Raw genomic sequence first — 24,720 nt, forward strand, 5'->3', positions numbered from 1 at the left:
TCACAATACTAAAAAGATCGACAATGAAAAAATCATTCATACAATTTACAGCCGCAGCCCTGCTGTTTGCCGTCGCCATAAGCAGCTGCGAATCACCCTCGTCGAGAGCAGAAAAGGTGGAAGAGGCAAAAGAAGACCTGACCCAGGCGAAAAAGGATTTGGACAAGGCCACCAAAGAATACCTGGCCGATGTAGAAAAATACAGGGCGGACGCTGCCGCAAAAGTGACCGCCAATGAGAAAAGCATTGCCGGGTTCAAAGCCAGAATTGCCACGGAGAAGGAGGAAGTGAGGGCCGACTATGAAAAGAAGATCGATGCACTCGAAGAAAAAAACAGCGATATGAAAAAGGCCATGGACGACTACAAAATAGAAGGAAAGGAAAAATGGGAGTCATTCAAAACTGAATTCAGCCGCGACATGGACGAGCTGGGCAAAGCTTTCAGGGATTTAACAGTGAAAAATGTCAAATAGCAAAGACGCCACGCCCATCCATTTCGGACTACTGATCACACACTCAACCAATATGTATACATCATGAAAAAACTAATTGTGCTGGCCATTTTGCTTGGCTTCATGCAACTCGAAAGCAGGGCTCAGGAGAGCTTTGGAAACACCCTGAATCTTGGCCTGGGTGTGGGCGGCTATTCCGGCTACTATGGCTACATTGGCCAGTCGCTGCCGGTGCTTAGTCTCAACTACGAATTTGACGTGGCGCCGAACTTTACGCTTGCTCCCTTTGCCAGCTTTTACACCTATTCGAACAGGTACTATTGGGGAAATAACAACACACCATCACGCTACTACAAATACAGGGAAACAGTGATTCCTCTAGGCGTAAAAGGCACCTACTATTTTGATCAGCTTTTTAATGCCACCCCCGCCTGGGACTTCTACGCTGCCGGCTCACTGGGCTTTGCTATCGTTAAGTCCCGATGGGACGACGGCTACCAGGGAGATACAAACATTTACAAGGGAGGGAGCTCTTTGTTCCTCGATGTCCATCTGGGCCTCGAATATCATATCAACAAAAAGGTTGGAGTCTTCCTTGATCTTTCAAGCGGTGTTTCCACCCTCGGTCTGGCCATTCACTAAACAATAAATCAAATAAGTCATGGGAAATCTTCTTTACATCATCGCCGTCATCTTACTAATTGCCTGGGCTGTTGGCTACATCGGCTATAGCACAGGCGGTATCATACACGTGCTGCTTGTGATTGCACTTATCGCCGTCATTTTTAGGGTAATACGAGGCCGGGGTATTTAGGCTAACCTACCAGGTTCTCCCTCCTGTTACGATGACGTTCAAATAAAAATGCTACCTTATTCGGTAGCATTTTTTGTGTCGTTCATTCCTGTCGGAGTTTATCCTGGAAAAACAAAATTGCTTCAATGCGTCTCGCCGGGCCGGTTTACGCCTGAACCTTTTGCTTTTCCATGATACCGGTCATCAGCCCAGCGCCGACAGCTGATCAGGTAATGTCCGTCAAGACCCCTTCTCCTCAGCCATTGCCTTCTTTTCAGCCTTCTCTCTCTTCTTGAAAAATCCTCTGAGCAGAAAGTTGTGCTGGGCAGCCTCCAGATCTTCGTCTAGCTTGAAGGAGCTGCTTTCCAGGTTCTTCATCGTCTCTTTCAAATGCGCACCCGCAGCCTCGTCGTGAAGCAATACTCCCACCGGGCTTTTCGGGTTGCTGCTGGCTTCCCTGAGGTTGGTCATGAACACTACGGCAGTGTCGGTCACCTGCTTCAGCCCCGCCACCGACGACCTGAGTGAATTAATAATAACTGTGTCGGTTGTTAGCTCATGCGCCAGCGTACCTTCCTTGTTTAGGTTAGCTCCAAACTGATTCATTGTGTTGGTCAGCTTTTGCGCATTGGTGGCCGCCTGCTTCAGCGCCAGTACTGTAGCGTTCAGGTTGTCGTAGAGAGCGGTTTCACCGAGCAGCTTTCCAATGCTACCTTGTCCATCGGCCAGGGCCTTGCTCATGGCCTTGAAGTCGGAGGTAATGGCCAGCACGTTTTTGTTGTTCTCCTGCAGCATGTTGATCATGTCTTCAGAGGAAAAGGTCTTTTCTACCTGCAAAGTATCTCCTTCCTGCACCTCTCCCACCCGCTGTGTGCCTCCGTAAATCACCAGTATTTTGTTGCCGATGAGGCCATCTGTGCTGATCTTAATCATGGCGTCTTTGCGGATGTATTCCTGCGCTTTCACTTCAAGGTTTACGACGACCTCCACCTGCGACTTTCCGAAAAAACGCAGGTTGCTTACAGTGCCCACTTTCACGCCCGAAAACCACACATTATTGCCATTTTGAAGGCCGTTGACATCGTCGAAAAAGGTAACGATTTTCATTTTCTTCTTAAAGGTACCATGCAGGTTTCCCACCATCAGAATGCCGGTGATGAGAAAAGCGAGCCCTAGGAAAACAAAAAGCCCTACTATTACTGCACGTTTGTTGGATGTGTCGCTCATGATTTAACTGATAAAATTGTAATTGTAAAAACTCCTGATCTGCTCATCGTCCGAGTCAAATACCTCTTCGAATTTGCCAACTTTGGAAAACTTCCCATCGAGCAACATGGCTACTCTGTGTGAGGTATTTTTAGCACAGGTAAGATCATGCGTAATAATGATGGCACTTGTATTGTAGCGGGTTTGCACTTCATTGATCAGCTCGTTGATCTCAGTGCTGGTAACAGGATCCAGGCCGGAAGTCGGCTCGTCGTAAAGCATAATTTCCGGCTTCAATATCAGCGTGCGGGCGATGCCAATCCGTTTGCGCTGGCCACCCGAGAGGCCTGAGGGCATTTGGTTATGCTTGTCGGCCAGGCTTACTGCTTCCAGGGCTTCCATCACAGCGTCATCCACCTGCTTTTTTGTTAGCTTTCTAAAATTCATTGTTAAAGGGAAAGCCAGGTTCTGATACACGTTCATGCTATCATACAAGGCACTATTTTGAAACGAAAACCCTATCCGCAACCTTAGGGCGTCGAGCTCCCTGGCCGGCAAATCGGCCACTTCCTCTCCAAGCACTTTCACAAAACCGTTATCGGGTTTGAGCAAACCGACCAATATCTTAATCAGGACAGACTTTCCGGATCCAGACTTCCCCAGTACAGCCATGTTTTCGCCTTTCATAACTGTTAAATCAATTCCTTTTAACACATCCAAATCACCAAATGACTTGGACAGTCCCTGGATGGCTATCACTGGTTTGCTCGCTTGTACAAGGCTTTGTTTTGCGTCGTCCATCATGTCAGTAGTTTCTTATCCAGTTTGACACCTGCACTACCACCACCTCTTCGATAAACACCAGGAACATGGCCAGCACCACGGCCTGGTTGGCGGCCTTGCCCACACCACGGGTGCCCTGCGAAGCATGGAAGCCTTTATAACAGCCTACCATGCCTACCGTGAACCCAAAAATGAGTGCCTTGACCACTGACGCAAATATGTCGAGGAAGGAGATGGTGGAGAAGGCACTTTTGAAGTAGCTGATAAAGCCAGTGGCCTCTTCAGCGTGCACATTCACGTAAGAGCCTAGCAAGCCCACTGTGATGCAGTAAAAGGACAAAACAGGGATGGTAATGAGGGTGGCACACACCCTGGTGACGACAAGGAACTTGAATGGGTTGATGGCCGACACTTCCATGGCGTCGATTTGCTCGGTTACTTTCATTGAACCGAGCTCAGCACCTATGCTTGACCCCACCTTACCGGCACAAATCAGGGCAGTTACCAGTGGCCCGAGCGCTCTTACAATGGCAATGCCCATTAGCGACGGCAGCCAGGAAGCTGCTCCAAAGTCTTCCAACGATGGTCGTGACTGCTTGGTGAACACAACGCCGATAATAAACCCGGTGAGGGTGATAAGGGGTAGCGACTTTAGCCCGATTTCGAAGCACTGATGGATTACTTCCCTGAAGTAAAACGGTGGTTTTAACAGTTCTCGCCAAAAGCGCCCTATAAACTTGACAGCACTGGCAACACCTGTGAAATAGTCGTCTATTCCTTGGGAGAATATGTATTTTTTGGGGCTTCGATCTGCCATGTAATGAACCGGCCAAGTGGTTGTGATTGTGAGAAAAACAGGCCACAATTCTGTCTCAAAAGTAAGCCTGACAATGCCTTTGGATTGTTACAGCGAAAAAGAAAAGAATTACATATTTCACAGTAGCACAAGAACGGGTCACTTCCAAAAAACAGTGATTTATATAAAGTTAGTCTGTTGTTGTATAACAGTCCTACCAGTCATTCTCATCAGCTTTGTGACAGGAAAAAAGCCATCGTCTACGGCAAACCTTTAAATATTGAGCCAATATGAAACCAGCTTCGGACAACAAACAAATTCAAACGCTATGAAGAGCTTTAAGAAAGACAATATCAGTAATAAAAATCATTCAGGAGCCCATGCTAACCTTCCGTTGAAGTTCCTGACTGCAACATCCATCATTGGGGACAAGGTGTTCAACAAGAATAACGAAGAACTGGGAGAAATTAAGGACGTGATGATTGACCTCGGCACTGGAAAGATAGAATACTTCGTCATAGAGATGGGTGGTTTCCTGGGCATCGGCGAAAAGTACTTTGCCGTCCCTTTCGCCTTCCTTGCAGTGGACCCAAAAAAACAAGCATTTGTCATCAATCAGGAAGCAGACACTCTCAAAAATGCACCTGGTTTTGACAATGAGCATTGGCCGGAAACCAATTCACACGACTTTGATGGCTATCAGAGTTACTGGGGCAGTTTCATGGGGGTAAACGTTGGTTACACGCCTTAAGCAAGAGCAGGCCAGCGCCTGGCCTCTATAGGTTATTTTAAGCAAAAAGGCTAAAGCCATCAGATCAAAGCTATCGAAAAGAACTGTCCAATGGAGAGCAAAAGAAAGCAAGTCAGCAGTAAGTATGAGGAAACGAACGGCCCCGTAGTGACTGTGGCTACCGATAGCGAGATGCAGCCAGCGGGTGACCTCCAGGGGGCAAAACAACTTTCCGGCACCAGTGTAACTGCCTTCGGCAAGGAGAACTTATTGACACAAGCCGGTGCCTATGGCAGCTTTACAGTAACCAGCGATATCACTCAATATACCAACGCTAAAATGTTTGCCCACATAGGCAAGCAAACAAAGTTGCTGACCCGGTTCTCGGATGAAGAAAATGAGGAAGACCACCTGGCTTCTAAAAAAATTCGTGGCGACTTCTCGATAAAATTTTACACGGAAGAGGGCGACTGGATTATGACAGGGAGAAATACGCCAGTGTTCTTTATCAAAAACCCTTTGAAGTTCTCGCAATTTATTCAAACACAGCAGGTCGATGTAGAAACCGACTGCAAGAGCCCCACCCTCATTTGGGACTACTGGAGTCAGAACCCTGAGAGCCTCCTTCAGGTGATGATACTGATGAGCGACCAGGGCATCCCCTACTCCTACCGGAACATGCATGGTTTTGGTTTAGAACCCTTCGCATTCATCAATAGAGCCAGGCAGCAGTTTTGGGTAAAGTTTCACTTCAAAACGATGCAAGAAATAACTGATTTTCGAGGCCAATTGGCTAGCGAAATGAATGGCGTTGACCCGGAACATGCACAGAAAGACCTTGAAGAGGCTATCAGGAGAAACAACTTCCCTAAATGGACTGTGGCTGTTCAGGTAATGACCGCAAAACAGGCCGACAGTTTCCAATGGGATCCCTTTGACCCGGCTAAGATTTGGAGCCACAGCGACTTTCCGCTTATTGATATCGGTGTGATAGAATTAAACGAAATTCCCGACGTGAGCCTGAGTACAGAAGAACAGGAAAGGCTTATCCATGCTAAAATTAATACGGGTGTTTCCAATCCTGGTGATCAGGCACCGGTTGAACATGTCAAACCCCTGATACAGCAGACACCAGTTGCGGCAGATGTCATTCCAGTTGAAAAGCAGCCCTGCCTGCTCTCAAATCAACCTCAAAGTGATTCTGTTGATTCAAATAAAAAAGGAAGCGACGTTCCCGAAAACAACCGACAGGAAGGATTTGACTACACAGATACCAACAATGTAGCGCCGGTAATAAGTGAGGGCGCTCTCCAATCACGTTCAATAGAACACTATGAGAATGATGAGGATTATTTTTCGCAATCTGGCGTATTGTATCGCAAAGTGATGAATGAAATTCAGAGAGAGCGCCTTGTGAATAACATTGTGGCTTCTATGAGTGGCATCTCCGGCGAGCGGAGGAATAAAATTATTCATTTGCAGCTGTGTCATTTTTTCCGTGTCGACAGTCAGCTTGGACAAAGACTCGCCGACGGCCTTGAATTTATCATTGACGAGAGGGAAATGGCCCACGCATAAAGTCACCGTTGGGTGCGTTACTTACATACAAGCAAACAAAAGCATTTGTCAAATGTGTGAAACATGTAAATGTATAGTGAGATTGTACAATACATCAGCGTCGTAACATTTACACCTTTGCTATCAGCAATATTTACTCTTTAAAGCGAAAGATCATGAACTCAGGAAAAATTTTAGTAGGCATACTAGCCAGTCTTGCGGCCGGCGCTGCCATAGGCGTATTGTTCGCTCCGGAAAAGGGCACATTGACCAGAAAGAAGATTTCGGACAAGAAAGACGAGTTTTCCAGCGAGCTGGAAGAGAAATTTAACTTACTGGTGACTGGCGTGACTGAAAAATACGATAAAGTAAGTAACGAAGTGAAGGCACTTGCCAAGGCCGGAACCGAAAAGACCGAACAGCTTTTAAAAGATGCGGCTGCCAACGGGGTCAAACTGTAGACACCTTTGATAACCCATCAGGGAAAAATTTCAGCGGCCATTGGCTAAATAGCAGTGGCCCATTTTTCTCCCCTTCAACACAGACTTACCAAGCAATGGAAACCGTTAATAACTCCTTCGAATCGTTGTTTCAAAAACTTGAGGCATATGGTAAGACCACCATTCAGCTCTCAAAGCTAAAGTCTCTTGAAATGTCTACGGTATTGGCCTCGTCTCTGATTTCCCGGCTGGCCGTAATCCTCGTGCTTTCCACTTCCACACTTGTTCTAAGTATAGGAGTGGCGTTGTGGCTGGGTGAGCTTTTGGGGAGAATTTACTATGGCTTTTTTGTTGTGGCAGGCTTTTACCTTTTGGCTGGCATCATCTTCCACCTCTATCTTCATCAATGGATCAAAAGGCCAGTCAGCAACCTGATAATTAAACAAGCACTTCAATGAGCAGCCCGAATCTAAAAATAGATTCTCCAGAAAGGCTCAGGTCTGCTATTCTTCAATTGCAGCAAGACCAGTTGCTCGAAGGTGGAGTGTTGAAAAAGCAGTTCACGCTGACATTTGAGAGCCTAAAACCACTTAACTTAATCAAAGGAGCTTTAGGCGACATCGCACAATCTATGGGTATAAGCTCGTTTCTCGCTCATAACAAGTCAGCAGATGCAGGTGATGACGAGCCAGCATCGCTGACGGCACAGCCTCCCCCCAGCTCTGTAAAAACGATTGTAGGCTCCCTTGTACTTCTAGGCATCTCGGGTGCTGTTGCAAAAAACAGTCTCCTGCTGAAATCGCTTGGCCGTGGGCTTGCCCATCTGCTCCGAAGTCGGCAAGCCAAAAAGCTGAAGGCTCTTCCTGAACACATTAGCAGTTAAATAATACAATACCAACCTCTCCAATGGATCTCAATGTAAAATTGCCTTCCTACGTAAAAGTGGCGATGCTACTCGTAGGTCTTTATTTAGTGGTGAGCATACTGTCCATTATCAGGCCCATCATTCTACCCGTTATCTACGCAGTACTCATATCCATATTGGTAAGCCCTGCCGTTCATTTTTTGGTCAGGAAGAAAATTAACCGAACTTTTTCTGTCGCCGTGGTTTTGCTGATCACCATTTTGCTCATCGGAGGGTTGCTCTTTTGGATTTCCCTGCAGCTTAACAAATTTGGAGAATCGTGGCCGCAATTAACAAGCAAATTTCAACAGCTCACCAACGACTCAGTGAAGTGGACCTCAGGTTATTTTTCAATCAGCACCCGGGATATAAATGCCTGGATTTCGGATGGCAAGAGCGATCTTATTGACAACAGCGGGGCAGCCATCGGCACCACCATTGTCACCATGGGAGGTATCCTTGCAGTAGTGCTCCTCACACCTGTTTACACCTTTATGATATTGAATTATGAACCTCATCTGGTGGAATTCATTCACAGGCTCTTCGGTATCATTCACGACAAAAACGTAAGCGAAATCCTTATAGAAGTGAAATCCATCATTCGCAGATACCTGGTGGGGCTTTCTGCTGAGTTCATGATCATTGTCGTGTTAAACGCCTTGGGCTTGTTTATCCTTGGCATAGATTACCCGATATTACTTGGCATCGTCGGCGCATTGCTGAACATTATACCTTATATAGGGGGGCTTGTTGGTGTGGCCATATTTATGCTTGTTGCATTTGCCACCAAGTCACCTGTTTATGTGGTGTATGTAGTAGGGCTTTACGCTTTGATCCAGTTTGTCGACAACAATTATATTATTCCTAAAGTAATTGGCGGGCAGGTGAAACTCAACCCTCTTATCTGTATCATTGCCGTTATTGTGGGAGCGGCTTTGTGGGGCATTCCAGGCATGTTTCTTTCTATTCCATTTGCAGCCATTCTCAAGCTGACCTTCGACCGGATAGATTCCCTCCGGCCCTGGGGATTCCTTATGGGTGATACCACGCCACTGCCGCCCGAGGTAGTGCCAAAAACAGATTGAGGTGAGGAAAATAGCTTAATATATGTTTCCCTTGATGGCTTACCCTGACTCGAAGAGCAACATTCTTCCCTATTTGATCACGCTCATTTCATGGTCGTAGCTTCCCGCCTGAAGATCGCACCATTCCCATCCATCATCTTTGATAAGCGACAATAATAACCTACGCCTGGTCGTCAGTTTCTCATACTCTAAATCTATAGGTGCGCTGTGACTCACCTTAATTCCGTTTTTTTCTAAGGCAGAAAGTGAGTTTAACGGTGGTGTTTCTTCACCTGGCACTACAAAGGTGGCAGGTAGCGTTACAAGATAACTTGAAATGGCTTTTCTTATCCCATTGAGCACACTGCGAGATGGCCGTAGTTCCACTGGTATGCTAAACAGAAGGGCTGTAAGTACCTCATCCAGGTTGGTGATATTGAGCACAAAAGCTTCCTTTCTGTCAGAAGAGTGAAAATAGTGCAGCACCGAATAAGCTTTGTGATTTTGGGCGTGTAAAATTATTGATTCGGTTAGACTCATAAAGGGTTGTTCCAACTCTTTAAAGTCCTTCCCATTCCAATGATTTAACAGAATTTCTTCCACAGAACAGCCGAGGGTTGTAATATAGACGCTTATTTTCCTTTTCACTATTTCAGCTGAAACCACCGGAATGAAATAAGTAATAGCAATGGAGATTTGAATCAGGCCAACAAACGAAAGAACTGCGGTGACTAAATCCCAAAAAGGTGAAACAGGCTCCATGTCGCCCAATCCCAAATTAGACAGCGTGTAACCTGCATAAAATATTTTGTTAATAATTGTGGTAGACGAATTTGTCTCAACATTCATCAAGGATTCGGGCTGACTGATAAACAAAAGGCTAGTCGAAAACCAAATCATAAACAACCAATTGATGAGAATTGAAATCAATATGATTGCTCCACCAAGTTCTAAATATTTTCCACTGCCCACTCTTTTGTTAATGGCCAGCATCACTCTCCAAATGGCCTTAGATAAGCGTTTGGTAATAAACCCTGCCCCACGCACCGACAACGACGTTACGGTTAAATCAGTAGCGGCAACTAAGAGCAGAATAATGCCCAGGATAAATACAAAATAGTTCATGGTGTTGCTGTTAGGCTAGCGAAATGAAATGCTATCGGCGTTAGGTATCTACTGATCTTTGTTGCAAGCGTAACTGGAAAAAAACAAACTCAGCATGACTAATAGTGCCTTAGACTTGCAAACTCTGGAGCGCCTGCCGCAAGATTGAGCAAGTCGCCACTGCGACTATTGAGCTAAAAAATACTGATGCCTACATCCTTTCCATATACCAGCTCAATTGTCTTTCTACCTTTTTGAGTTGCATGATACCGGTGATGATCTTCTGCATGCGTATAAAGGCCGTTTCGCTTTTTACTACGTAGTCAAATGCCTTGTGGTGCATGCAGTTTATCGCCACTTCAATTTTATCCTGCGAAGACAGCATAAGCACAGGGATATCGGGATTTGATGCCTTAATTTTGTCCAGGGTCTTCACTCCGTTCATGGCATTTTTATCAATTCCATCCAGGTGATAATCTAAAACAATTACATCAGGTGCATTTGCCAGGTTTTCAAGGCAGCGTTCGCCCGTCGCATAGGTTTCCACTATGAAACTGCCCGTGTTCATGAACTCTATTTCCAGTGACTTCAGGAACACAGCATCGTCGTCCACGAGAAAAACCTTTATTCTCTTTTCAGTTTTCATGTATTGATGTCTTCATCTTATTATACTCCTGCTTCAATTCTGTACATGCCTGTGTGCACACATTCCCCAGCTGTAAAACAAGGGCTGAGATTTCCTCTGGCTGCTGCTGAGTACTGGCGAACTCTTGCAATGCTCTGGCTTTCTTTTCGAAATCCGTGTGAATGCCCATTATCGAAAATGAGGGAATCATTTTATGCACAGCTGAATACAATGTAGTCCAGTCTTTCTCAGCAAAGCTCTTCTTCATCGTACTGATCAGCGGTGGGGTTTGCTCCAGGTAAAGTGATATCATTTCCATCATCAATTTTGGGTCAGACTTCGTTCGTTGATTCAAAAACGTAAGGTCGATACAGCTAACAATTTTACCAGGTAAAATTTGCACCACCACGTCTTCATCCTGCGCCAAAAGTGGCGGCCTCTTTACCAACGAGACTATTTTACTACACAGCAACCTTTCATCGACTGGCTTTGAAATGTAGTCGTCCATTCCGACTACCCTGCATTTTTCCAGGTCCACGGTAGTCACATCGGCGGTCAGGGCTATAATGGGAGTTTTGAGATTCATTGTATTGCGAATGTATTCTGTGGCTTCAAAGCCGTTCATTTCAGGCATTTGCAAGTCCATCAGGATAATATCGTACGATTTAGCTTCCAGCTTTTTAATCGCAATCCGACCATTCTCAGCAATGTCCCTTTCGAAACCAAAATCATCCAGCAATGTTTTCATCAGCAATTGATTGAGTGCGATGTCTTCCACTACCAGCACTTTGATGTCCTTGATTTCTTTGTCCGGCTCGGCAAATATCACGTCGAGGACAGCTTCCTCGTTTGTTTTACCAAAACTCAGGATAAAACTAAATGTGGTTCCCTCTCCTATTTTGCTTTTCACCTGTATGCTGCCCCCCTGGGGCTCTACCAGCTGTTTGACAATGGCCAGCCCAAGCCCCGTGCCCCCATACAACCGGGAAGTGCCACTGGAGGCCTGTTGGAAGTTGTCAAATATCCTTTCCAGTTTATCCTCGGTTATGCCAATCCCGGTATCTGAAATAGCGAATTCGATATTGACCTTTTCTTCCTCTTCACTGGCCAGCATTCGAACGCTCACGGTAATTTTTCCTCTGGAAGTAAACTTGACTGCATTGCTCACCAGATTTAAAATAATCTGGTGCAAACGTACCGGATCGCCAATCAGCACTTCCGGGATGGTCTCGTCATATTCTTTGATGAGTAACAGGTTCTTTTCCTGAATTTTTGTCTCAAACAGGTGCAGCATTGCTGAGAGAGAGGAGGCCATCTTGAATGGAATCTCCTCAAAAACCATTTTTCCAGCATCTACTTTGGCCAAATCAAGGATGTCGTTGATGAGTACAATTAAAGAGTCGCCACTAATCTTAATAGCTGTTAAATATTCCCTTTGCTTCGCCGACAAGTCCGTTTTCAATACCACCTTTGTAAAACCAATGATGGCGTTCATTGGTGTGCGGATTTCATGGCTCATATTGGATAGAAATTGCTGCTTCGCTTTTACGGCACTCTCAGCAATTTGGGCAGCACTTTCAGCTTTCTCCTTGGCCTCTTCGGCAATGGTGGTGGCCAACTCGGCAGCTACCTTGGCTTCTATTAGTTCCTTTTCAATCCTCTTTTGCTCGGTAATGTCTCTGGCTACCACTACAGCTCCAAGCACATCACCCTTTTCATTCTTATACACAGAGCCATTGAACAACACAGCTGTTAGTCCATGATCAATAATGGTCAGCGGATAGTCTGCCACAAACCCTTCGGTGAACACCTCTTCATAAATCTCACGTGCTTTGACGGGATCTGTGAAGTAGATCCCAAAGTCGGAGCCGACAAGCTTTTCTCGTGTTGATGCTGTAATGCTCACAAACGCCTCATTCATATCGGTGATTTTGCCTGCTGTGCTGATAGTAACCAATGGGTCACGGCTGGCTTCTATCAGGCTGCGGGCATAGTTGGCCAGCCTCAATTCGGCCGCCCGCTTTTCCTTCTCATCGTTCTGAAAGGCAAGCTCTTTGTTGGCTATATTTAACTCAGCGGCCCGCTTTTCCTTCTCGTTATTTTGGAAGGCGAGCTCTCCATTGGCAACACCCAACTCTGCAGCTCGTTTTTCTTTCTCACCGTTTTGAAAAACCAACTCAATGTTGGCAACGCTCAGCTCTGCAGCTCTTTTTTCTTTCTCTTTGTTTTGGAAAACAAGCTCTTCGTTGGCAATGACCAGCTCGGCAGCTCGTTTTTCTTTCTCACCGTTTTGAAAAACCAACTCAATGTTAGCTACACTCAGCTCAGCGGCTCTTTTTTCTTTCTCTTTATTCTGGAAAAGAAGCTCTTTGTTGGCAATGACCAGCTCGGCAGCCCTCTTCTCCTTTTCTTCATTTTGAAAAGCCAGCTCCTTGTTGGCCTTTCTCAGTTCGATGGCCCATTTTTGCTCTGTCACGTCACGAGCAGCAGCGAAAACGCCCAGCACATTGCCTCTGCTGTCTTTGTATACGGAGGCATTGTAAAGCACGTCAATCAATCCGCCGTCCTTGTGTTTGATTGTCAGCGGATATCCTGAGACAAAGCCTTTTTCAAAAACCTGCAAATATCCCTCCTGCGCCTTTTTAGGTGAGGTAAAATAGGTGGAAAAATCGGTGCCAATAAGCTCTTCCCGCTGAAGCCCGGTCACTTTCATCAGCGCCTCGTTCACATCGGTGATTTTACCCTCGGCGCTAATGGTAACTAACGGATCCAGGCTGGCTTCCAGCAAACTCCTTGCATACTGCGATTTCTGAGATTTTGTCCTGGTCATCGCTGATTTATTTCTCCTTGTGTCAAAGTTCCCTTGTCTGAATTGCCAATTGCCTCAATCGGGCTCCTCCGTTTGCTTTTCAACTGCTTAAAATGGGACGGCGAAAGACCGGTGACTTTTTTAAACTGGTTGGACAGATGTGCGACGCTGCTGTAGCCCATTTTCCAGGCAATTTCTGTGATGTTCAGTTCGTCGTAAATGATGAGCTCCTTGATGCGCTCCACCTTGTGAATAATGATGAATTGCTGAATAGTAATGCCCTTCACTTCCGAAAATATGTTGGACAAGTAAGTGTAGTCGTAGTCAAGTTTCTCGCTGATGTAGTCGGAGTAATTCACCTTGGGGGCTTCATCAGTGGAGTGAATCATTTCTGTGATGATGTTTTTGATCTTTTCAATCAGAATGGCCCTTTTGTCTTCCATCAGCTCCAGGCCAATGCGCAGCAACCCGGCTTTTAGTTCGTCCTGCTGGTCGCCCGTCAGCTCCTCCATCACGTCTACCTCCCCCAGATCAACCACAATAAAATGCAAGCCCATCTCTCTCAAAACTTCTTTCACTGCCATCTTGCAGCGTATACTCACCATGTACTTGATGTAGAGTTTCAAATGATCACATTTTTTTAAGCGGATAACAGGCAAGTTGGGGGCTTTTCGGTTCACAAAACTTACACATCAAAGGAGGAATGTTACATAAATCACTGATTGGCTGTCGGCAACGCCCTGCAGGTGTCTCCGCAGCTGCATAAGCCCTTAGAGGATGGCCTGCGATCCAGCTACTTTGGGAAGTGTGAAATGTGTAATAGGACGCCAAATATATATAACACCTGGCTGGTCTTAGCGTCGCATCTTTGTGGGGAATTATTATTGAGGCATCGCTTGGTTAGGCCATTTGCCCCGGAAGCGAATCCACGCTTTTCAATATGCTTCAGCAGTTAAACACATAAATCATGAATCTAAAAAGAATATTTGGCGGACTACTGACTGTATTAGGAATAGGCAGTCTTATCTATGCTGCTGTGTTATTCGTCAACAACATGGGTGGCGCAAATAGCGTGAAAATCCTTTTGACCTGGGGAGGGCTTGGCCTGTTGTTTTTCGTGTCGGGCATTAGCCTTGTACGTACTACGAAAGACGAATCGTAGTAAGGGCGCAAAATAGTAATTCGTCGAGGTAACCAGAGCCTTTTTGATCGGTGGTGCCGTGGGCCCGTAGGGTGTGCGTCAGGCTAAAAGTCTTTGAGCAAATTCGTGGCTTATCCCCCCTCCCCGTACCAATGGCCGAAACACTTGCCGAATATTTCCCAAGAAGGATAGCTGATGCAATTATCCTCCATCACTGGCGGCTCTTTCAGTGTCTTCAAACATCATCTACCAAATTTACCAAGCAAAAGTGTCAGAATAAAGAAGCTTCTCAACTGGGGTTATTCCCGTTTTATATTGGTGCACGACAAATCTAAAATTTTATTAGAAAAATTATATTTTTCTAATTGCCACTCTATTTCACTACTTCCTCCCAATCTGTTTTAAAAGACGCCTTAAACAGCAAAAAGCGACAAATAACCAGTGAAATATGTAACTCAAAAATACTGAAGTGTAATTTTATTGGTTCAAAAAATTGGAATTTTGCATAAACCTAATGGCAAACCCGCCTGCCCAACACAGGGAGGACGTCGCTTAAAATGAGCTCAATTTTAAGCTCATTGTGGCCTCGCAAGAAGCCATAAACCTCAATTCAAAATTACTTATGTCATCGTAAAACACCCCCTTAACCTGGTGGGTGACAAAGAGTAATAATCGCTCAAAATTCAATTACCAGCTAAACATTAATATAATGAAAAAAACAAAAAACAAGCTATGGACATCTGCCCTGACAGCATTATTTTTTGCCGTCCTGATAGTAGGGTGTAAAGATGAAAATGAGGGCATTGTAGGACTCTGCCCTGTGATTGTATCCACGGATCCCGTGGGGGGCGCCGTGAATGTGCCACTTGATCAGGTCATTTCAGCGACCTTCAACGAGGCAATGAATGGTTCTTCTATCACTCAAGCCACATTTAGCCTTGGAGGAGCCTCTCCTGCCGGCCGAGGTTTGGCTGAAATTGAAGGCACGGTGTCGTATGATGCTGCTACTTTTACAGTAAGCTTTGTGCCAGCAGAAAATCTCCGCCCGGGCATTGAGTACACAGCCACAGTGGCACCTACGGCGAAGGATCAAAATGGTAATTTCCTGCAAGCACCCTATGTGTGGACCTTCACCACAAACGCCTCGCCGACTGTGGTGTCAACAGACCCCATCAACCTGAGCACCAATATTCTGCTCAACAAAGTAGTAACGGCCACATTCAGTGAAGCAATGGATCCATTGATGATCAATGGTGCCTCGTTCACACTCATGAATGGAACAACGCAGGTTGCCGGGGTCATCACCTACGATGGTTTGACGGCCTTCTTTACACCGTCTGTCGATCTTTTACCTGACACAGACTATTCGGCCACTATTACGACCGGCGCCATGAATCTCACCGGAGAGGCAGTTGCGGCTGATTTTGTATGGACTTTTAATACTGGCATGCTGCCCGCTGTAACGACTACGGCACCAATCAATCTGGCCACAGGTGTACTGCTGAATCAGGTAATTGAGGCCGACTTTAGTGAAGCCATGGATCCCCTGACCATCACCCCGACTTCATTTACCGTAAAGCAAGGCACAACATCAGTTCCTGGTACTGTTGCCTATTCAGGCACTAAAGCTACTTTCACGCCAACAAACCCTCTTTCGGCTGGCACTACTTACACCGCCACTGTTACCAACACAGCAGCCAATCCTGTAGGCATTCCGCTGGCAGGCAATTATGTGTGGAATTTTGACACCGGAGTACTTCCCACTGTAGTTTCTACAGACCCGTTGAACCTGGCTACCGGTGTGCCTACCAATAAGGTCATCAGTGCTACCTTCAGCGAAGCCATGAACCCTGCTACAATTACCTCTTCGTCATTTACTTTGATGCAGGGTACCAATGCAATAGCAGGTACTGTTAGCTACTCAGGCACCACGGCTACCTTCACGCCAACAAGCCCGCTTCTGGCAGCAACGACGTATACCGCCAATGTAACGACAGGCGCAACCAGCCAGGCTGGTTTTGCGATGGGCGCTGATTTTGGATGGAGCTTTGATGTAGGAGTGATTCCAACTGTTCTTTCTACTGACCCGCTGAATCTTGCTACAGGTATTCCTCTTAACAAGGTCATCAATGCTACTTTCAGTGAATCAATGGATCCTCTGACGATCACCAGCGCTTCATTTACCCTTATGCAAGGTACAAATAGCGTGGCAGGTGCAGTTAGCTACACAGGAACAACAGCGAGCTTCACACCAACAAGCAATCTGCTGTCGGGTAAATCTTATACTGCCACTATTACAACCGCAGCAAAGAGCGTGGGCGGCATTGCCATTCCCAGTAATCACGTATGGAGCTTTAGCACGGTGGCCCCCTTAGGCCCTCCAGTTGTAAACCTCAATTCATTACTTGAATACGGTATCATAGCCGGAGTGGGTGTTACCAACAACGCTGGTGCCAGCGAGATTCATGACATGAATGTCGGTATCTATCCCGGAGCACGTTCTTCTATTACAGGCTTCTTCGATGTGGATGGTGGACCAGGTCTTATCTTTAATGGTGCCTTCCATGCCTCCGATGATGTGGCTCCTGCGGGAATCAACGCTGCACTTAACCAAGCTCAGTCAGAGCTGGTGCAAGCCTACGACGATGCTAAAAACGCAACAACCCCTGCCCCTTCCGTAGCACCGGCTGACCTTGGCGGGCAAACACTTGCTCCAGGTATCTGGACATCTGCCACCACCATGCTCTTGCAGAATGGTGACCTTACGCTTGACGCCCAGGGAGACGAGAATGCCGTCTGGATCTTCCAGGTTGGATCGGCCTTCACCTCTGTAGGTGGTGCCGGCGGCAACGTGATCCTGGCGGGTGGAGCAAAGGCCAAAAATGTGTTTTGGCAAGTAAGTAGCTCAGCGACCATTGGCGACAATACAATATTTAAAGGAAATATACTCGCCTTTTCATCCATCACGATGAATGCCGGTTCGGTGGCAGAAGGCAGGATGCTTGCCAGAAACGGTTCGGTACAGCTGATCAGCGCCAACACCATTACCAGACCTCCAAATTAATACCATGAAGACCGCATCTAAACCAATGCAGTCAGCTAAGCTTCTGTTCGCCGGAGGGTTTTCCCCTCCGGCAGCAGCAGCCATGGCTCAGGCCATATCTGGTGAAATGGGAGGACTAACACTCATGCCGGGTACTTACACAGCTGATAGCTTTATTATTCAAGCCGGGAATCTGACACTTGATGCCCGTGGAGACGCCGAGGCAGTTTGGATATTTGAGGCTTCTCACCGGATTACGACTTTAGGCAGCCACGGAGGCAATGTGGTACTTAGAGGAGAAGCGCAAGCTAAAAATATCTTTTGGAAAACTGATGGAACTATCAGCATAGGTAGTGGCACTTCTTTCAGTGGAAAGCTACAGCCATTAACGCCAATGACTATCATGTCAAAGGCCAATCACAAAAGCAGTATGCCGGCCAGTTACAAGCTGGCTATAGACATCATTAAAAACTTTTATCACAAAATGAAAACGATAACTAATTACAAAAAGGTATTGCAACCCTCGCATGCCTTATATAGCCTGACGATACTTTCCCTTATTTTCAGTGCTTTGATTTTGACGGGGATACAGGCACCTCTCCAGGCGCAGGACGCTTCACCTACGGAGTACACCAGGCCTAGCTGGCACTTTGGTGTAGCAGCGGGCGGGAACTTCAATTTCTACAGAGGCACTACTCAGCAGCTAAACGACGACCTGACCGTTCCTACTGCCTTCAGGCATGGAAAAGGCCTTGGCTTGTACGTGGCTCCTTCTATCGAGTTCTACAAACCTGATACTCGATTCGGGGTCATTCTGCAAGGGGGATACGACAGCCGCAAAGGCTCGTGGGATCAGGTACTTACCAGTTGCAACTGTCCGGCCGACTTATCGACCAACCTGGGCTATATTTCCATTGAACCAAGCCTGAGATTTGCGCCGTTCAAATCAGATTTCTACCTGTACGCTGGCCCCCGTTTTGCCTTCAACAGAACAAGCGCATTTACCTACGAACTGGGTATCAATCCTGCTTTTCCTGAGCAGGCTGCTACACCACCTGTGAAGGGTGACTTCAGCAACATCGAAAAAACTGTGATTTCCATGCAGGTAGGTGCCGGGTACGATATTCAACTTTCGTCTGTCAATCATAAAACGCAATTCGTTCTTTCTCCGTTTGCCAGTTTTCAACCTCAATTTGGCCAGGATCCCAGGTCTACCGAAACCTGGCACAACACCACCGTTAGGTTGGGAGCTGCGCTTAAGTTTGGCAAAGGCAAGGAAATAATCAAAGACGTGCCTCCAGTACCAGAGGAGATGGCAGCGATAGGACTACCAGAAGTTCAGTTCACGGTGGTTTCACCCGCCAATATTCCTATTGAGCGCCGGGTGAGAGAAACCTTTCCTTTGCGCAATTACGTATTTTTTGACTTAGGGTCAACTGAAATACCTGACAGGTACGTAACCATCAATAAAACCCAAGTAAAGGATTTCAAGGAAGATCAGCTTGAAGTATTTACACCGAAGCACCTGACAGGTCGCTCCGATCGTGGAATGGTAGTCTATTATAACATCCTTAATATCCTTGGCGACAGAATGGGCAAAAACCCACAGGCTACCATTAACCTGGTAGGCTCTTCAAGAAAAAGCCCTGAAGACGGCCGGGAAATGGCAACGACTATTAAAACATATCTTGTTGACGTTTTTGGGATCAATGCGGCTAGAATCTCAGTAGATGGAAGAAGCAAATCCAAAATACCCTCGCAGCAGCCAGGCGGAACTGAGGAACTTGTACTCCTTCAACAAGAAGACCGCAGGGTGTCTATAGAAAGCAGCTCTCCTGCGCTGCTTATGGAGTTCCAGAGTGGGCCGGAAGCGGCCCTTAAGCCAGTTGAATTCGTGGCGGTACAGGTAGCTCCGATTGATAGCTACGTATCATTCAGGGTCGATGGTGCCGACGAAGCTTTTGAGTCGTGGTCGCTGGACATCAAAGATGAGCAGGGAAAAGTACAGTCTTTCGGTCCTTTTACCAGAGAGCTTGTCAATCTTCCCGGCAAATCCATTTTAGGTACTACCCCCAAAGGCAAGTACGAAGTAACCATGATAGGGCAGACACCAGATGGCAAAACAGTGAAAAAAGAGGCTACTGTCAATATGGTGCTTTGGACACCGGAAGTCGATGAAATGGGTATGAGATACAGTGTCATTTATGAATTCAACAATTCCACTGCCATTGCCATGTATGAAAAATACCTCACTGAGATCGTTGCGCCAAAGATTCCTCACGGAGGAACTGTGATTATCCACGGCCACACCGACGTAGTCGGAGACGCAGCGAACAACGAGAAACTGTCGCTGGCCAGGGCCAATGATGTGAAAACCATCCTTACCAAGGCCCTGTCCAAAGCTGGAAGAACTGACGTGACTTTCAAAGTACTGGGTTTTGGGGAGGAAGAGAGAATGATGCCTTTTGGAAACAAATGGCCAGAAGAAAGGTTTTATAACAGAACGGTTCTTATTGACATTATTCCTGCCAAGTAAAAGCGCTTGCCTCTTATAAGCAACATCTTAGGGCTGACTGATGAAAATCGGTCGGCCCTTTGTTTTCGGCTCCACCCAAACTCGCTTTCCGTCGTGTGCAATAGTTAAGGCTATAACCTGTGATATATGTAACACTCTCTTATAAAGATGTAAAGTTTCCGGGGAGCAATAGCGGCACATTTGTGGGGGAAATAACCGATATTTTTATGAATACAGCGGAGGCAAACACAGTGGGCACATTTAGAATAACGGGCAACTGGTTCCATCAGTCGAAAGTGCTCAAACAGAAATTTGGCCTGCTCACAGATGAGGACCTTAAGTTCGAGGTAGGTGGAGAACAGGATTTGCTCACCAGGATTTGCGAACGGATCAATAAAAGCCGTGAGGAAGTGATCAATATTATCAGGAAAGGCCTACCGCTTGAAAGCACAGAATAGCCCTTTGAAGTGAAAAACGCATTATTTAATAGATACTGCGAACACACCTGAAGGGTAACGAAAGGGCAGTAATGGTGTTGTACCAGAAACTGTCCTTTTTACTCATTGGAAATACCTAAACAATCAAAATGGATACTCCGGAATACCCTAAAGCAAAAGTTTTCATTATCGTAGAAATCATAGAGTATGTTCCAAACTCAGTGGTGATAAAGACAATTATTAAGAAAACGACAGGCAATGTAAGTGCGGTGTCGTTCGACTCAGGAGAAATGCTAACGGAGAAGACGTCGCCATTTGACACCTTCATTCAGGTGATTGATGGGAAGGCAGAAGTGGTGATTGACGACGTATCCAATCTACTCGACACAGGCCAGTCGATTATTATTCCTGCGCACTGCCGCAATGCCATAAAAGCAAATGTCCGCTTCAAGATGATTTCAACCATGATAAAAAGTGGTTATGAAGACCTGCCGGTATAAAGTCTTAGAGGAAAATATAAAAACTGATCAGCCATGGAAGGGAAATTTAAAGTAGGTGAAATGGTAGCTGAACGCATAAGACCAACACAAAAATTGGTCGTTAAAAGGCAGGCTTACAATGTGTACTACTGCAAAATGACAGAGGATCTGTCGAGGAAGGAATTGGTCTTCCACGAGCGGGAACTGCAGGCTTACGAAGGATTGGCTTCAAAACTGCCAGTAATGACTGTCTCTTCAAAGGCAGTAGAGGAGGACATGAAGTAGCGATGCCCTATTTGCATCATAAAGAACCTTTTTAAACGTCCAATCATGATAGAAAATAAGTTTGCCGAAGGAACAACGGTGTATGCCCTTGCTCAACCCAACGAGAAATTGATTGTCAAGCGGTACATCAAGAGAATCTACTATTGCACAACTCCCGCTCATCCAGACCAAAAAGAGCTGGCACTCTTCGAAAGGGAGATTACGGATGTGGCTGACCCCGCAGCAGGCTAAGCTGGGCTTTGCCTGCCTCCCTGCTCAGGGCCTGCCCTGTTGTCAAATACCTTATCTTCATTTAAATACCCAACATGAAAATAGCTTACATAGGTACCTATCCGCCCCGTGAATGCGGCATTGGCACATTCACCTGGGATCTTGTGGATGCTATCTCCAGCTCGCCAGACAGCGCCAGCTTTGTTGATGAGGCATTTTTAGTGGCTTTAAACGACCACGATCTACTCTACGCTTACCCAAAGGAGGTGAAGCTGACAATCCGCCAGGAGCAGCAGGCAGACTACATTGAGGCAGCTAATTTTATCAACTTGAGTGGAGCCGACCTCTGCGTGCTTCAGCATGAATTTGGGATTTTCGGAGGGCAAAGTGGGGTATATATTCTTCCGCTTCTCCACCGGCTAAAAATGCCGGTGATTGTGACGCTTCATACCATTTTGAAAGCACCCTCCTACAACGAAAAAGCGATACTAAAGGAAATCTGTAACATGGCCAGTAGGGTGGTTGTCATGAGCCATAAGGCCATCGAGTTTCTTACCAGTATTTATAATGTGTCGAAAGAAAAGATTGTTTTCATTGAACATGGCGTGCCCGATATTCATTTTGACCATGCGTTAGCCAAGAAAGAGTTCAAGCTGGAAAGCAAAAAAGTATTGCTGACTTTTGGCTTTCTGGGTCGCAACAAAGGCATAGAGACTGTTATCAAAGCGCTTCCATCGGTGATAAAGGAACATCCTGAAGTGCTCTACATTGTGCTTGGCAAAACACATCCAAATATCCTGCGTCACTCGGGCGAGGAGTATCGCAATTCCCTTCATTTACTGGTAAAAAGCCTGAAATTATCAGACCATGTATTCTTTCTGAACGAGTTCATGGATCCAGATCAGCTCTTCAAATACCTGGCTGCGTGTGATATTTACATTACCCCCTATCTGAATGAAGCTCAGATCACGAGCGGTACCTTGTCGTTTGCCATGGGTGTAGGCTGCTCGGTGGTTTCAACGCCGTATTGGTATGCCAGTGAGTTACTTGCCGACGGACGTGGGCGTCTGTTTGATTTCAATGACTCAGATCAACTTTCTTCCATCCTCAATGAACTACTCGGCCAGCCAGATGTATTGAAAGAGCTCCAACAGAAGGCCTACGAATATGGCAAGAACATAAGCTGGCCAAAAACAGCAGAAAAATACATTGCGCTGGCCGAAAGCATTCTTGGCGAGCCTTGTCAGTCCATTGACAAAAAAGAAACGATTATTGATTTGATGCTCCTTCCACCCTTTTCGCTCGCCCACATCAAGCGATTAACGGATGACACAGGCATTATCCAGCACGCAAAGTTTGGGATTCCGAATCTGAAGGAGGGATATTGCCTCGACGACAACGCCCGGGCTCTGTTGATGGCACTTATGGCCTACAAACAAAAAAAGGATGTCGCTGCGCTCGAGTTCATGCCCATTTACCTAAGCTACATCCATTACCTGCAAAATGAAGACGGCACATTCAAAAACTTCCTAAGCTTCAATCGCAATTTCATGGATGAAGTGGGGTCTGAAGACTCCTTCGGCAGGACCATATGGGCACTGGGCTACCTGCTGGGCAATGCGCCCAACGACGCCTACTATCAAACCGGCAGGCTGGTGTTTTTTGAAGCAGCGTCCAACTTTGAAAACCTAAAATCCATCCGCAGCATTGCCAATACCATGATAGGCATTTGCTACTACCTGAAGAGCAATCCATCCGACGATGACATGACTGAGCGGCTACGCAACCTGGCTTATGTGCTGGTCGCACATTACGAAGACAACTGCACGGCAAATTGGCACTGGTTTGAAGCACTGTTGGCCTACGATAACGGCATTTTGCCACTTTCGCTTCTTCATTCGGCTGAAATACTGAACGACGAAAAAATAAAAAAAGTAGCCCTGGACAGCATGGCCTTCCTGACGAGCCACACCATGAAAGACGGCTATTTGTCCATTATCGGAAACAGCGAATGGTATCAAAAAGATGGACCACGTTCGGTATACGGCCAGCAACCAATTGATGCCCTGGCCATGGTACTCATGTTTCATCAGGCGTTTCACCTGACCAGAGACAAGAAATACCTCAATGAGTTGTATACAGCATTTATGTGGTTCCTGGGTGAAAATGATCTGCGCATGAGCCTGTATGATTTCGAAACCAAAGGCTGCTGCGATGGCTTCGAAAACTATGGCGTCAACAGGAATCAGGGCGCAGAAAGCTCTTTGGCCTACCTGATCTCCCACCTGACAGTACTTCAGGCGCACGAGGAGTTTTACAAATCAGATGGATGAAAGTTGCTATCCTTTCGCCCATTGCCTGGAGGACGCCCCCAAGAAAATACGGCCCCTGGGAGCAGGTGGCCTCTAATATTGCCGAAGGTCTGTTGAAAAAAGGTATAGACGTGACTCTTTTTGCCACGGGCGACTCCACCACCAGTGGTCAACTTGAATCAGTTTGTGAGCATCCCTATGCGGAAGACCAGAGCATTGACCCCAAAGTATGGGAATGCCTGCACATCAGCCACCTGATGGAACAGGCATCCTGCTTCGACATCATCCATAACCATTTCGACTTTCTGCCCCTCACCTATTCCAGGCTCATCGACACACCGATGATCACCACTATCCACGGGTTTTCTTCGCCAAAAATAGTCCCGGTTTACAAAAAGTATAATGCCTCCACCGCCTACATTTCCATCTCCAACGCCGACCGCCACCCTGAGCTCGATTACCTCGGCACGATCTACCACGGACTAAATCCGGAAGATTTCACCTTCAAAAAAGACAAGAAGCACTACCTGCTTTACTTCGGTCGCATTCATCCGGACAAAGGAGCGCATGCCGCCATCGAAATCGCCCGCCGGGCTGGAGTGCCGCTGATCATGGCCGGGCTTATTCAAGACCAGCAGTACTATGAAACGGCTATCAAACCATCGGTTGAGAGCGGCCAGGTGCGCTACCTGGGCAACGTGGGCCCGATTGAACGAAGCAAACTATTGAGCGAGGCCATGGCCTTATTACACCCCATCTTTTTCGATGAGCCGTTTGGCTTGAGTGTGGTGGAAGCCATGATGTGCGGCACGCCCGCCATCGCCTACGACAGAGGCAGCATGCCCGAGTTGATTGTCAATGGGGTAACCGGTTTTTTGGTCAGGGATGTAACGGAGGCTGTCGGGTCGGTGGCACTGCTGGCACAGCTCGACCCCTTGCGATGCAGGGAGCACGCAAAAACTCACTTCAGCACGGTGACAATGGTGGAGGCCTATATTCGGGCTTATGAAATGGTGTTACACGCTCGCTCCTAAT

At 46.6% G+C, this 24,720-nt stretch carries 25 protein-coding genes; 18 read left to right on the plus strand and 7 right to left on the minus strand.

All coding sequences use genetic code 11. From position 1 onward, the window contains the following. Positions 1-23: 23 nt before the first annotated feature. The 3 genes from RT717_RS13945 to RT717_RS13955 all read left to right on the plus strand — a co-directional run bounded on the left by RT717_RS13945 (position 24) and on the right by RT717_RS13955 (position 1,266). Positions 24-473 carry a sll1863 family stress response protein gene (locus RT717_RS13945; RefSeq protein ID WP_317486994.1) on the plus strand — a complete coding sequence of 150 codons (450 nt, stop codon included), beginning with the start codon at positions 24-26 and terminating at the stop codon, positions 471-473. Between the two features lie 63 nt (positions 474-536). Then, positions 537-1,094: a hypothetical protein gene (locus tag RT717_RS13950; protein WP_317486995.1), complete on the plus strand. Its 558-nt coding sequence runs from the start codon at positions 537-539 to the stop codon at positions 1,092-1,094. A 19-nt stretch (positions 1,095-1,113) separates the two neighbouring features. Beyond that, the gene (locus RT717_RS13955) at positions 1,114-1,266 is read left to right on the plus strand and encodes a lmo0937 family membrane protein (RefSeq protein ID WP_317486996.1); all 153 of its coding nucleotides are present in this window, start codon (positions 1,114-1,116) and stop codon (positions 1,264-1,266) included. A gap of 219 nt (positions 1,267-1,485) precedes the next feature. Here RT717_RS13955 and RT717_RS13960 read toward each other — a convergent pair whose 3' ends face one another. Genes RT717_RS13960 through RT717_RS13970 form a run of 3 tightly spaced genes read right to left on the minus strand, consistent with a single transcriptional unit; the run spans position 1,486 to position 4,051 of the window. Next, positions 1,486-2,472 (minus strand): MlaD family protein, encoded by a 987-nt coding sequence (locus RT717_RS13960; protein WP_317486997.1) that lies wholly within the window; start codon positions 2,470-2,472, stop codon positions 1,486-1,488. Positions 2,473-2,475: 3 nt separating this feature from the next. Then, positions 2,476-3,255, minus strand: coding sequence for an ABC transporter ATP-binding protein (locus RT717_RS13965; protein WP_317486998.1), 780 nt, complete (start codon positions 3,253-3,255; stop codon positions 2,476-2,478). 1 nt (position 3,256) lies between these two features. Next, positions 3,257-4,051, minus strand: a complete 795-nt coding sequence (locus RT717_RS13970) for an MlaE family ABC transporter permease (RefSeq protein ID WP_317486999.1) — start codon at positions 4,049-4,051, stop codon at positions 3,257-3,259. A gap of 307 nt (positions 4,052-4,358) precedes the next feature. Here RT717_RS13970 and RT717_RS13975 point away from each other — a divergent pair, with 307 nt between their 5' ends. The 6 genes from RT717_RS13975 to RT717_RS14000 all read left to right on the plus strand — a co-directional run bounded on the left by RT717_RS13975 (position 4,359) and on the right by RT717_RS14000 (position 8,746). Beyond that, positions 4,359-4,781, plus strand: a complete 423-nt coding sequence (locus RT717_RS13975) for a PRC-barrel domain-containing protein (RefSeq protein ID WP_317487000.1) — start codon at positions 4,359-4,361, stop codon at positions 4,779-4,781. 90 nt (positions 4,782-4,871) lie between these two features. Beyond that, positions 4,872-6,338 carry a catalase gene (locus RT717_RS13980; protein WP_317487001.1) on the plus strand — a complete coding sequence of 489 codons (1,467 nt, stop codon included), beginning with the start codon at positions 4,872-4,874 and terminating at the stop codon, positions 6,336-6,338. Positions 6,339-6,493: 155 nt separating this feature from the next. Beyond that, positions 6,494-6,778, plus strand: coding sequence for a YtxH domain-containing protein (locus tag RT717_RS13985; RefSeq protein WP_317487002.1), 285 nt, complete (start codon positions 6,494-6,496; stop codon positions 6,776-6,778). A 95-nt stretch (positions 6,779-6,873) separates the two neighbouring features. Continuing rightward, positions 6,874-7,215 carry a hypothetical protein gene (locus RT717_RS13990; protein WP_317487003.1) on the plus strand — a complete coding sequence of 114 codons (342 nt, stop codon included), beginning with the start codon at positions 6,874-6,876 and terminating at the stop codon, positions 7,213-7,215. Next, a complete protein-coding gene (locus tag RT717_RS13995; RefSeq protein ID WP_317487004.1) occupies positions 7,212-7,640 on the plus strand; it encodes a hypothetical protein in 429 nt (142 codons plus the stop codon). Before RT717_RS13990 ends, RT717_RS13995 begins: the two co-directional genes overlap by 4 nt. A gap of 23 nt (positions 7,641-7,663) precedes the next feature. Then, positions 7,664-8,746: an AI-2E family transporter gene (locus RT717_RS14000; RefSeq protein WP_317487005.1), complete on the plus strand. Its 1,083-nt coding sequence runs from the start codon at positions 7,664-7,666 to the stop codon at positions 8,744-8,746. 69 nt (positions 8,747-8,815) lie between these two features. Here RT717_RS14000 and RT717_RS14005 read toward each other — a convergent pair whose 3' ends face one another. The 4 genes from RT717_RS14005 to RT717_RS14020 all read right to left on the minus strand — a co-directional run bounded on the left by RT717_RS14005 (position 8,816) and on the right by RT717_RS14020 (position 13,889). Then, positions 8,816-9,850, minus strand: a complete 1,035-nt coding sequence (locus tag RT717_RS14005; RefSeq protein WP_317487006.1) for an ion channel — start codon at positions 9,848-9,850, stop codon at positions 8,816-8,818. Positions 9,851-10,040: 190 nt separating this feature from the next. After that, positions 10,041-10,475 (minus strand): response regulator, encoded by a 435-nt coding sequence (locus RT717_RS14010; RefSeq protein ID WP_317487007.1) that lies wholly within the window; start codon positions 10,473-10,475, stop codon positions 10,041-10,043. Continuing rightward, positions 10,465-13,284 (minus strand): ATP-binding protein, encoded by a 2,820-nt coding sequence (locus RT717_RS14015; protein WP_317487008.1) that lies wholly within the window; start codon positions 13,282-13,284, stop codon positions 10,465-10,467. The genes RT717_RS14010 and RT717_RS14015 overlap by 11 nt, the downstream gene beginning before the upstream one ends. Further along, positions 13,281-13,889: a helix-turn-helix domain-containing protein gene (locus RT717_RS14020; protein ID WP_317487009.1), complete on the minus strand. Its 609-nt coding sequence runs from the start codon at positions 13,887-13,889 to the stop codon at positions 13,281-13,283. Before RT717_RS14020 ends, RT717_RS14015 begins: the two co-directional genes overlap by 4 nt. A 341-nt stretch (positions 13,890-14,230) precedes the next feature. On the opposite strand from RT717_RS14020, the gene RT717_RS14025 reads away from it, so the two are divergent. From RT717_RS14025 to RT717_RS14065, 9 genes are all read left to right on the plus strand, one after another. Continuing rightward, positions 14,231-14,425 carry a hypothetical protein gene (locus RT717_RS14025; RefSeq protein ID WP_317487010.1) on the plus strand — a complete coding sequence of 65 codons (195 nt, stop codon included), beginning with the start codon at positions 14,231-14,233 and terminating at the stop codon, positions 14,423-14,425. A gap of 688 nt (positions 14,426-15,113) precedes the next feature. Then, complete coding sequence (locus tag RT717_RS14030) at positions 15,114-17,468, plus strand: Ig-like domain-containing protein (RefSeq protein WP_317487011.1); 2,355 nt, start codon at positions 15,114-15,116, stop codon at positions 17,466-17,468. Between the two features lie 4 nt (positions 17,469-17,472). Then, entirely contained in the window at positions 17,473-19,983 is a 2,511-nt protein-coding gene (locus RT717_RS14035) for an ice-binding family protein (protein WP_317487012.1), read from the plus strand. Between the two features lie 206 nt (positions 19,984-20,189). Continuing rightward, positions 20,190-20,420, plus strand: coding sequence for a general stress protein CsbD (locus RT717_RS14040; RefSeq protein WP_317487013.1), 231 nt, complete (start codon positions 20,190-20,192; stop codon positions 20,418-20,420). Between the two features lie 128 nt (positions 20,421-20,548). Next, complete coding sequence (locus RT717_RS14045) at positions 20,549-20,899, plus strand: cupin domain-containing protein (RefSeq protein ID WP_317487014.1); 351 nt, start codon at positions 20,549-20,551, stop codon at positions 20,897-20,899. Between the two features lie 33 nt (positions 20,900-20,932). Beyond that, entirely contained in the window at positions 20,933-21,163 is a 231-nt protein-coding gene (locus RT717_RS14050) for a hypothetical protein (protein ID WP_317487015.1), read from the plus strand. Positions 21,164-21,208: 45 nt separating this feature from the next. Next, entirely contained in the window at positions 21,209-21,394 is a 186-nt protein-coding gene (locus RT717_RS14055; protein WP_317487016.1) for a hypothetical protein, read from the plus strand. 74 nt (positions 21,395-21,468) lie between these two features. After that, positions 21,469-23,706 carry a glycosyltransferase family 4 protein gene (locus tag RT717_RS14060; protein WP_317487017.1) on the plus strand — a complete coding sequence of 746 codons (2,238 nt, stop codon included), beginning with the start codon at positions 21,469-21,471 and terminating at the stop codon, positions 23,704-23,706. After that, positions 23,703-24,719: a glycosyltransferase family 4 protein gene (locus RT717_RS14065; RefSeq protein ID WP_317487018.1), complete on the plus strand. Its 1,017-nt coding sequence runs from the start codon at positions 23,703-23,705 to the stop codon at positions 24,717-24,719. Before RT717_RS14060 ends, RT717_RS14065 begins: the two co-directional genes overlap by 4 nt. Position 24,720: the final 1 nt, after the last annotated feature.

It is taken from the genome of Imperialibacter roseus (assembly GCF_032999765.1).
Classification (GTDB): domain Bacteria; phylum Bacteroidota; class Bacteroidia; order Cytophagales; family Cyclobacteriaceae; genus Imperialibacter; species Imperialibacter roseus.

What these genes read in the sequence shown, in the direction of transcription:
- RT717_RS13945 (WP_317486994.1), top strand. Translation starts at nt 24, where the DNA reads ATGAAAAAATCATTCATACAATTTACAGCCGCAGCCCTGCTGTTTGCC.
- RT717_RS13950 (WP_317486995.1), top strand. Translation starts at nt 537, where the DNA reads ATGAAAAAACTAATTGTGCTGGCCATTTTGCTTGGCTTCATGCAACTC.
- RT717_RS13955 (WP_317486996.1), top strand. Translation starts at nt 1,114, where the DNA reads ATGGGAAATCTTCTTTACATCATCGCCGTCATCTTACTAATTGCCTGG.
- RT717_RS13960 (WP_317486997.1), bottom strand. Translation starts at nt 2,472, where the DNA reads ATGAGCGACACATCCAACAAACGTGCAGTAATAGTAGGGCTTTTTGTT.
- RT717_RS13965 (WP_317486998.1), bottom strand. Translation starts at nt 3,255, where the DNA reads ATGATGGACGACGCAAAACAAAGCCTTGTACAAGCGAGCAAACCAGTG.
- RT717_RS13970 (WP_317486999.1), bottom strand. Translation starts at nt 4,051, where the DNA reads ATGGCAGATCGAAGCCCCAAAAAATACATATTCTCCCAAGGAATAGAC.
- RT717_RS13975 (WP_317487000.1), top strand. Translation starts at nt 4,359, where the DNA reads ATGAAGAGCTTTAAGAAAGACAATATCAGTAATAAAAATCATTCAGGA.
- RT717_RS13980 (WP_317487001.1), top strand. Translation starts at nt 4,872, where the DNA reads ATGGAGAGCAAAAGAAAGCAAGTCAGCAGTAAGTATGAGGAAACGAAC.
- RT717_RS13985 (WP_317487002.1), top strand. Translation starts at nt 6,494, where the DNA reads ATGAACTCAGGAAAAATTTTAGTAGGCATACTAGCCAGTCTTGCGGCC.
- RT717_RS13990 (WP_317487003.1), top strand. Translation starts at nt 6,874, where the DNA reads ATGGAAACCGTTAATAACTCCTTCGAATCGTTGTTTCAAAAACTTGAG.
- RT717_RS13995 (WP_317487004.1), top strand. Translation starts at nt 7,212, where the DNA reads ATGAGCAGCCCGAATCTAAAAATAGATTCTCCAGAAAGGCTCAGGTCT.
- RT717_RS14000 (WP_317487005.1), top strand. Translation starts at nt 7,664, where the DNA reads ATGGATCTCAATGTAAAATTGCCTTCCTACGTAAAAGTGGCGATGCTA.
- RT717_RS14005 (WP_317487006.1), bottom strand. Translation starts at nt 9,850, where the DNA reads ATGAACTATTTTGTATTTATCCTGGGCATTATTCTGCTCTTAGTTGCC.
- RT717_RS14010 (WP_317487007.1), bottom strand. Translation starts at nt 10,475, where the DNA reads ATGAAAACTGAAAAGAGAATAAAGGTTTTTCTCGTGGACGACGATGCT.
- RT717_RS14015 (WP_317487008.1), bottom strand. Translation starts at nt 13,284, where the DNA reads ATGACCAGGACAAAATCTCAGAAATCGCAGTATGCAAGGAGTTTGCTG.
- RT717_RS14025 (WP_317487010.1), top strand. Translation starts at nt 14,231, where the DNA reads ATGAATCTAAAAAGAATATTTGGCGGACTACTGACTGTATTAGGAATA.
- RT717_RS14030 (WP_317487011.1), top strand. Translation starts at nt 15,114, where the DNA reads ATGAAAAAAACAAAAAACAAGCTATGGACATCTGCCCTGACAGCATTA.
- RT717_RS14035 (WP_317487012.1), top strand. Translation starts at nt 17,473, where the DNA reads ATGAAGACCGCATCTAAACCAATGCAGTCAGCTAAGCTTCTGTTCGCC.
- RT717_RS14040 (WP_317487013.1), top strand. Translation starts at nt 20,190, where the DNA reads ATGAATACAGCGGAGGCAAACACAGTGGGCACATTTAGAATAACGGGC.
- RT717_RS14045 (WP_317487014.1), top strand. Translation starts at nt 20,549, where the DNA reads ATGGATACTCCGGAATACCCTAAAGCAAAAGTTTTCATTATCGTAGAA.
- RT717_RS14050 (WP_317487015.1), top strand. Translation starts at nt 20,933, where the DNA reads ATGGAAGGGAAATTTAAAGTAGGTGAAATGGTAGCTGAACGCATAAGA.
- RT717_RS14055 (WP_317487016.1), top strand. Translation starts at nt 21,209, where the DNA reads ATGATAGAAAATAAGTTTGCCGAAGGAACAACGGTGTATGCCCTTGCT.
- RT717_RS14060 (WP_317487017.1), top strand. Translation starts at nt 21,469, where the DNA reads ATGAAAATAGCTTACATAGGTACCTATCCGCCCCGTGAATGCGGCATT.
- RT717_RS14065 (WP_317487018.1), top strand. Translation starts at nt 23,703, where the DNA reads ATGAAAGTTGCTATCCTTTCGCCCATTGCCTGGAGGACGCCCCCAAGA.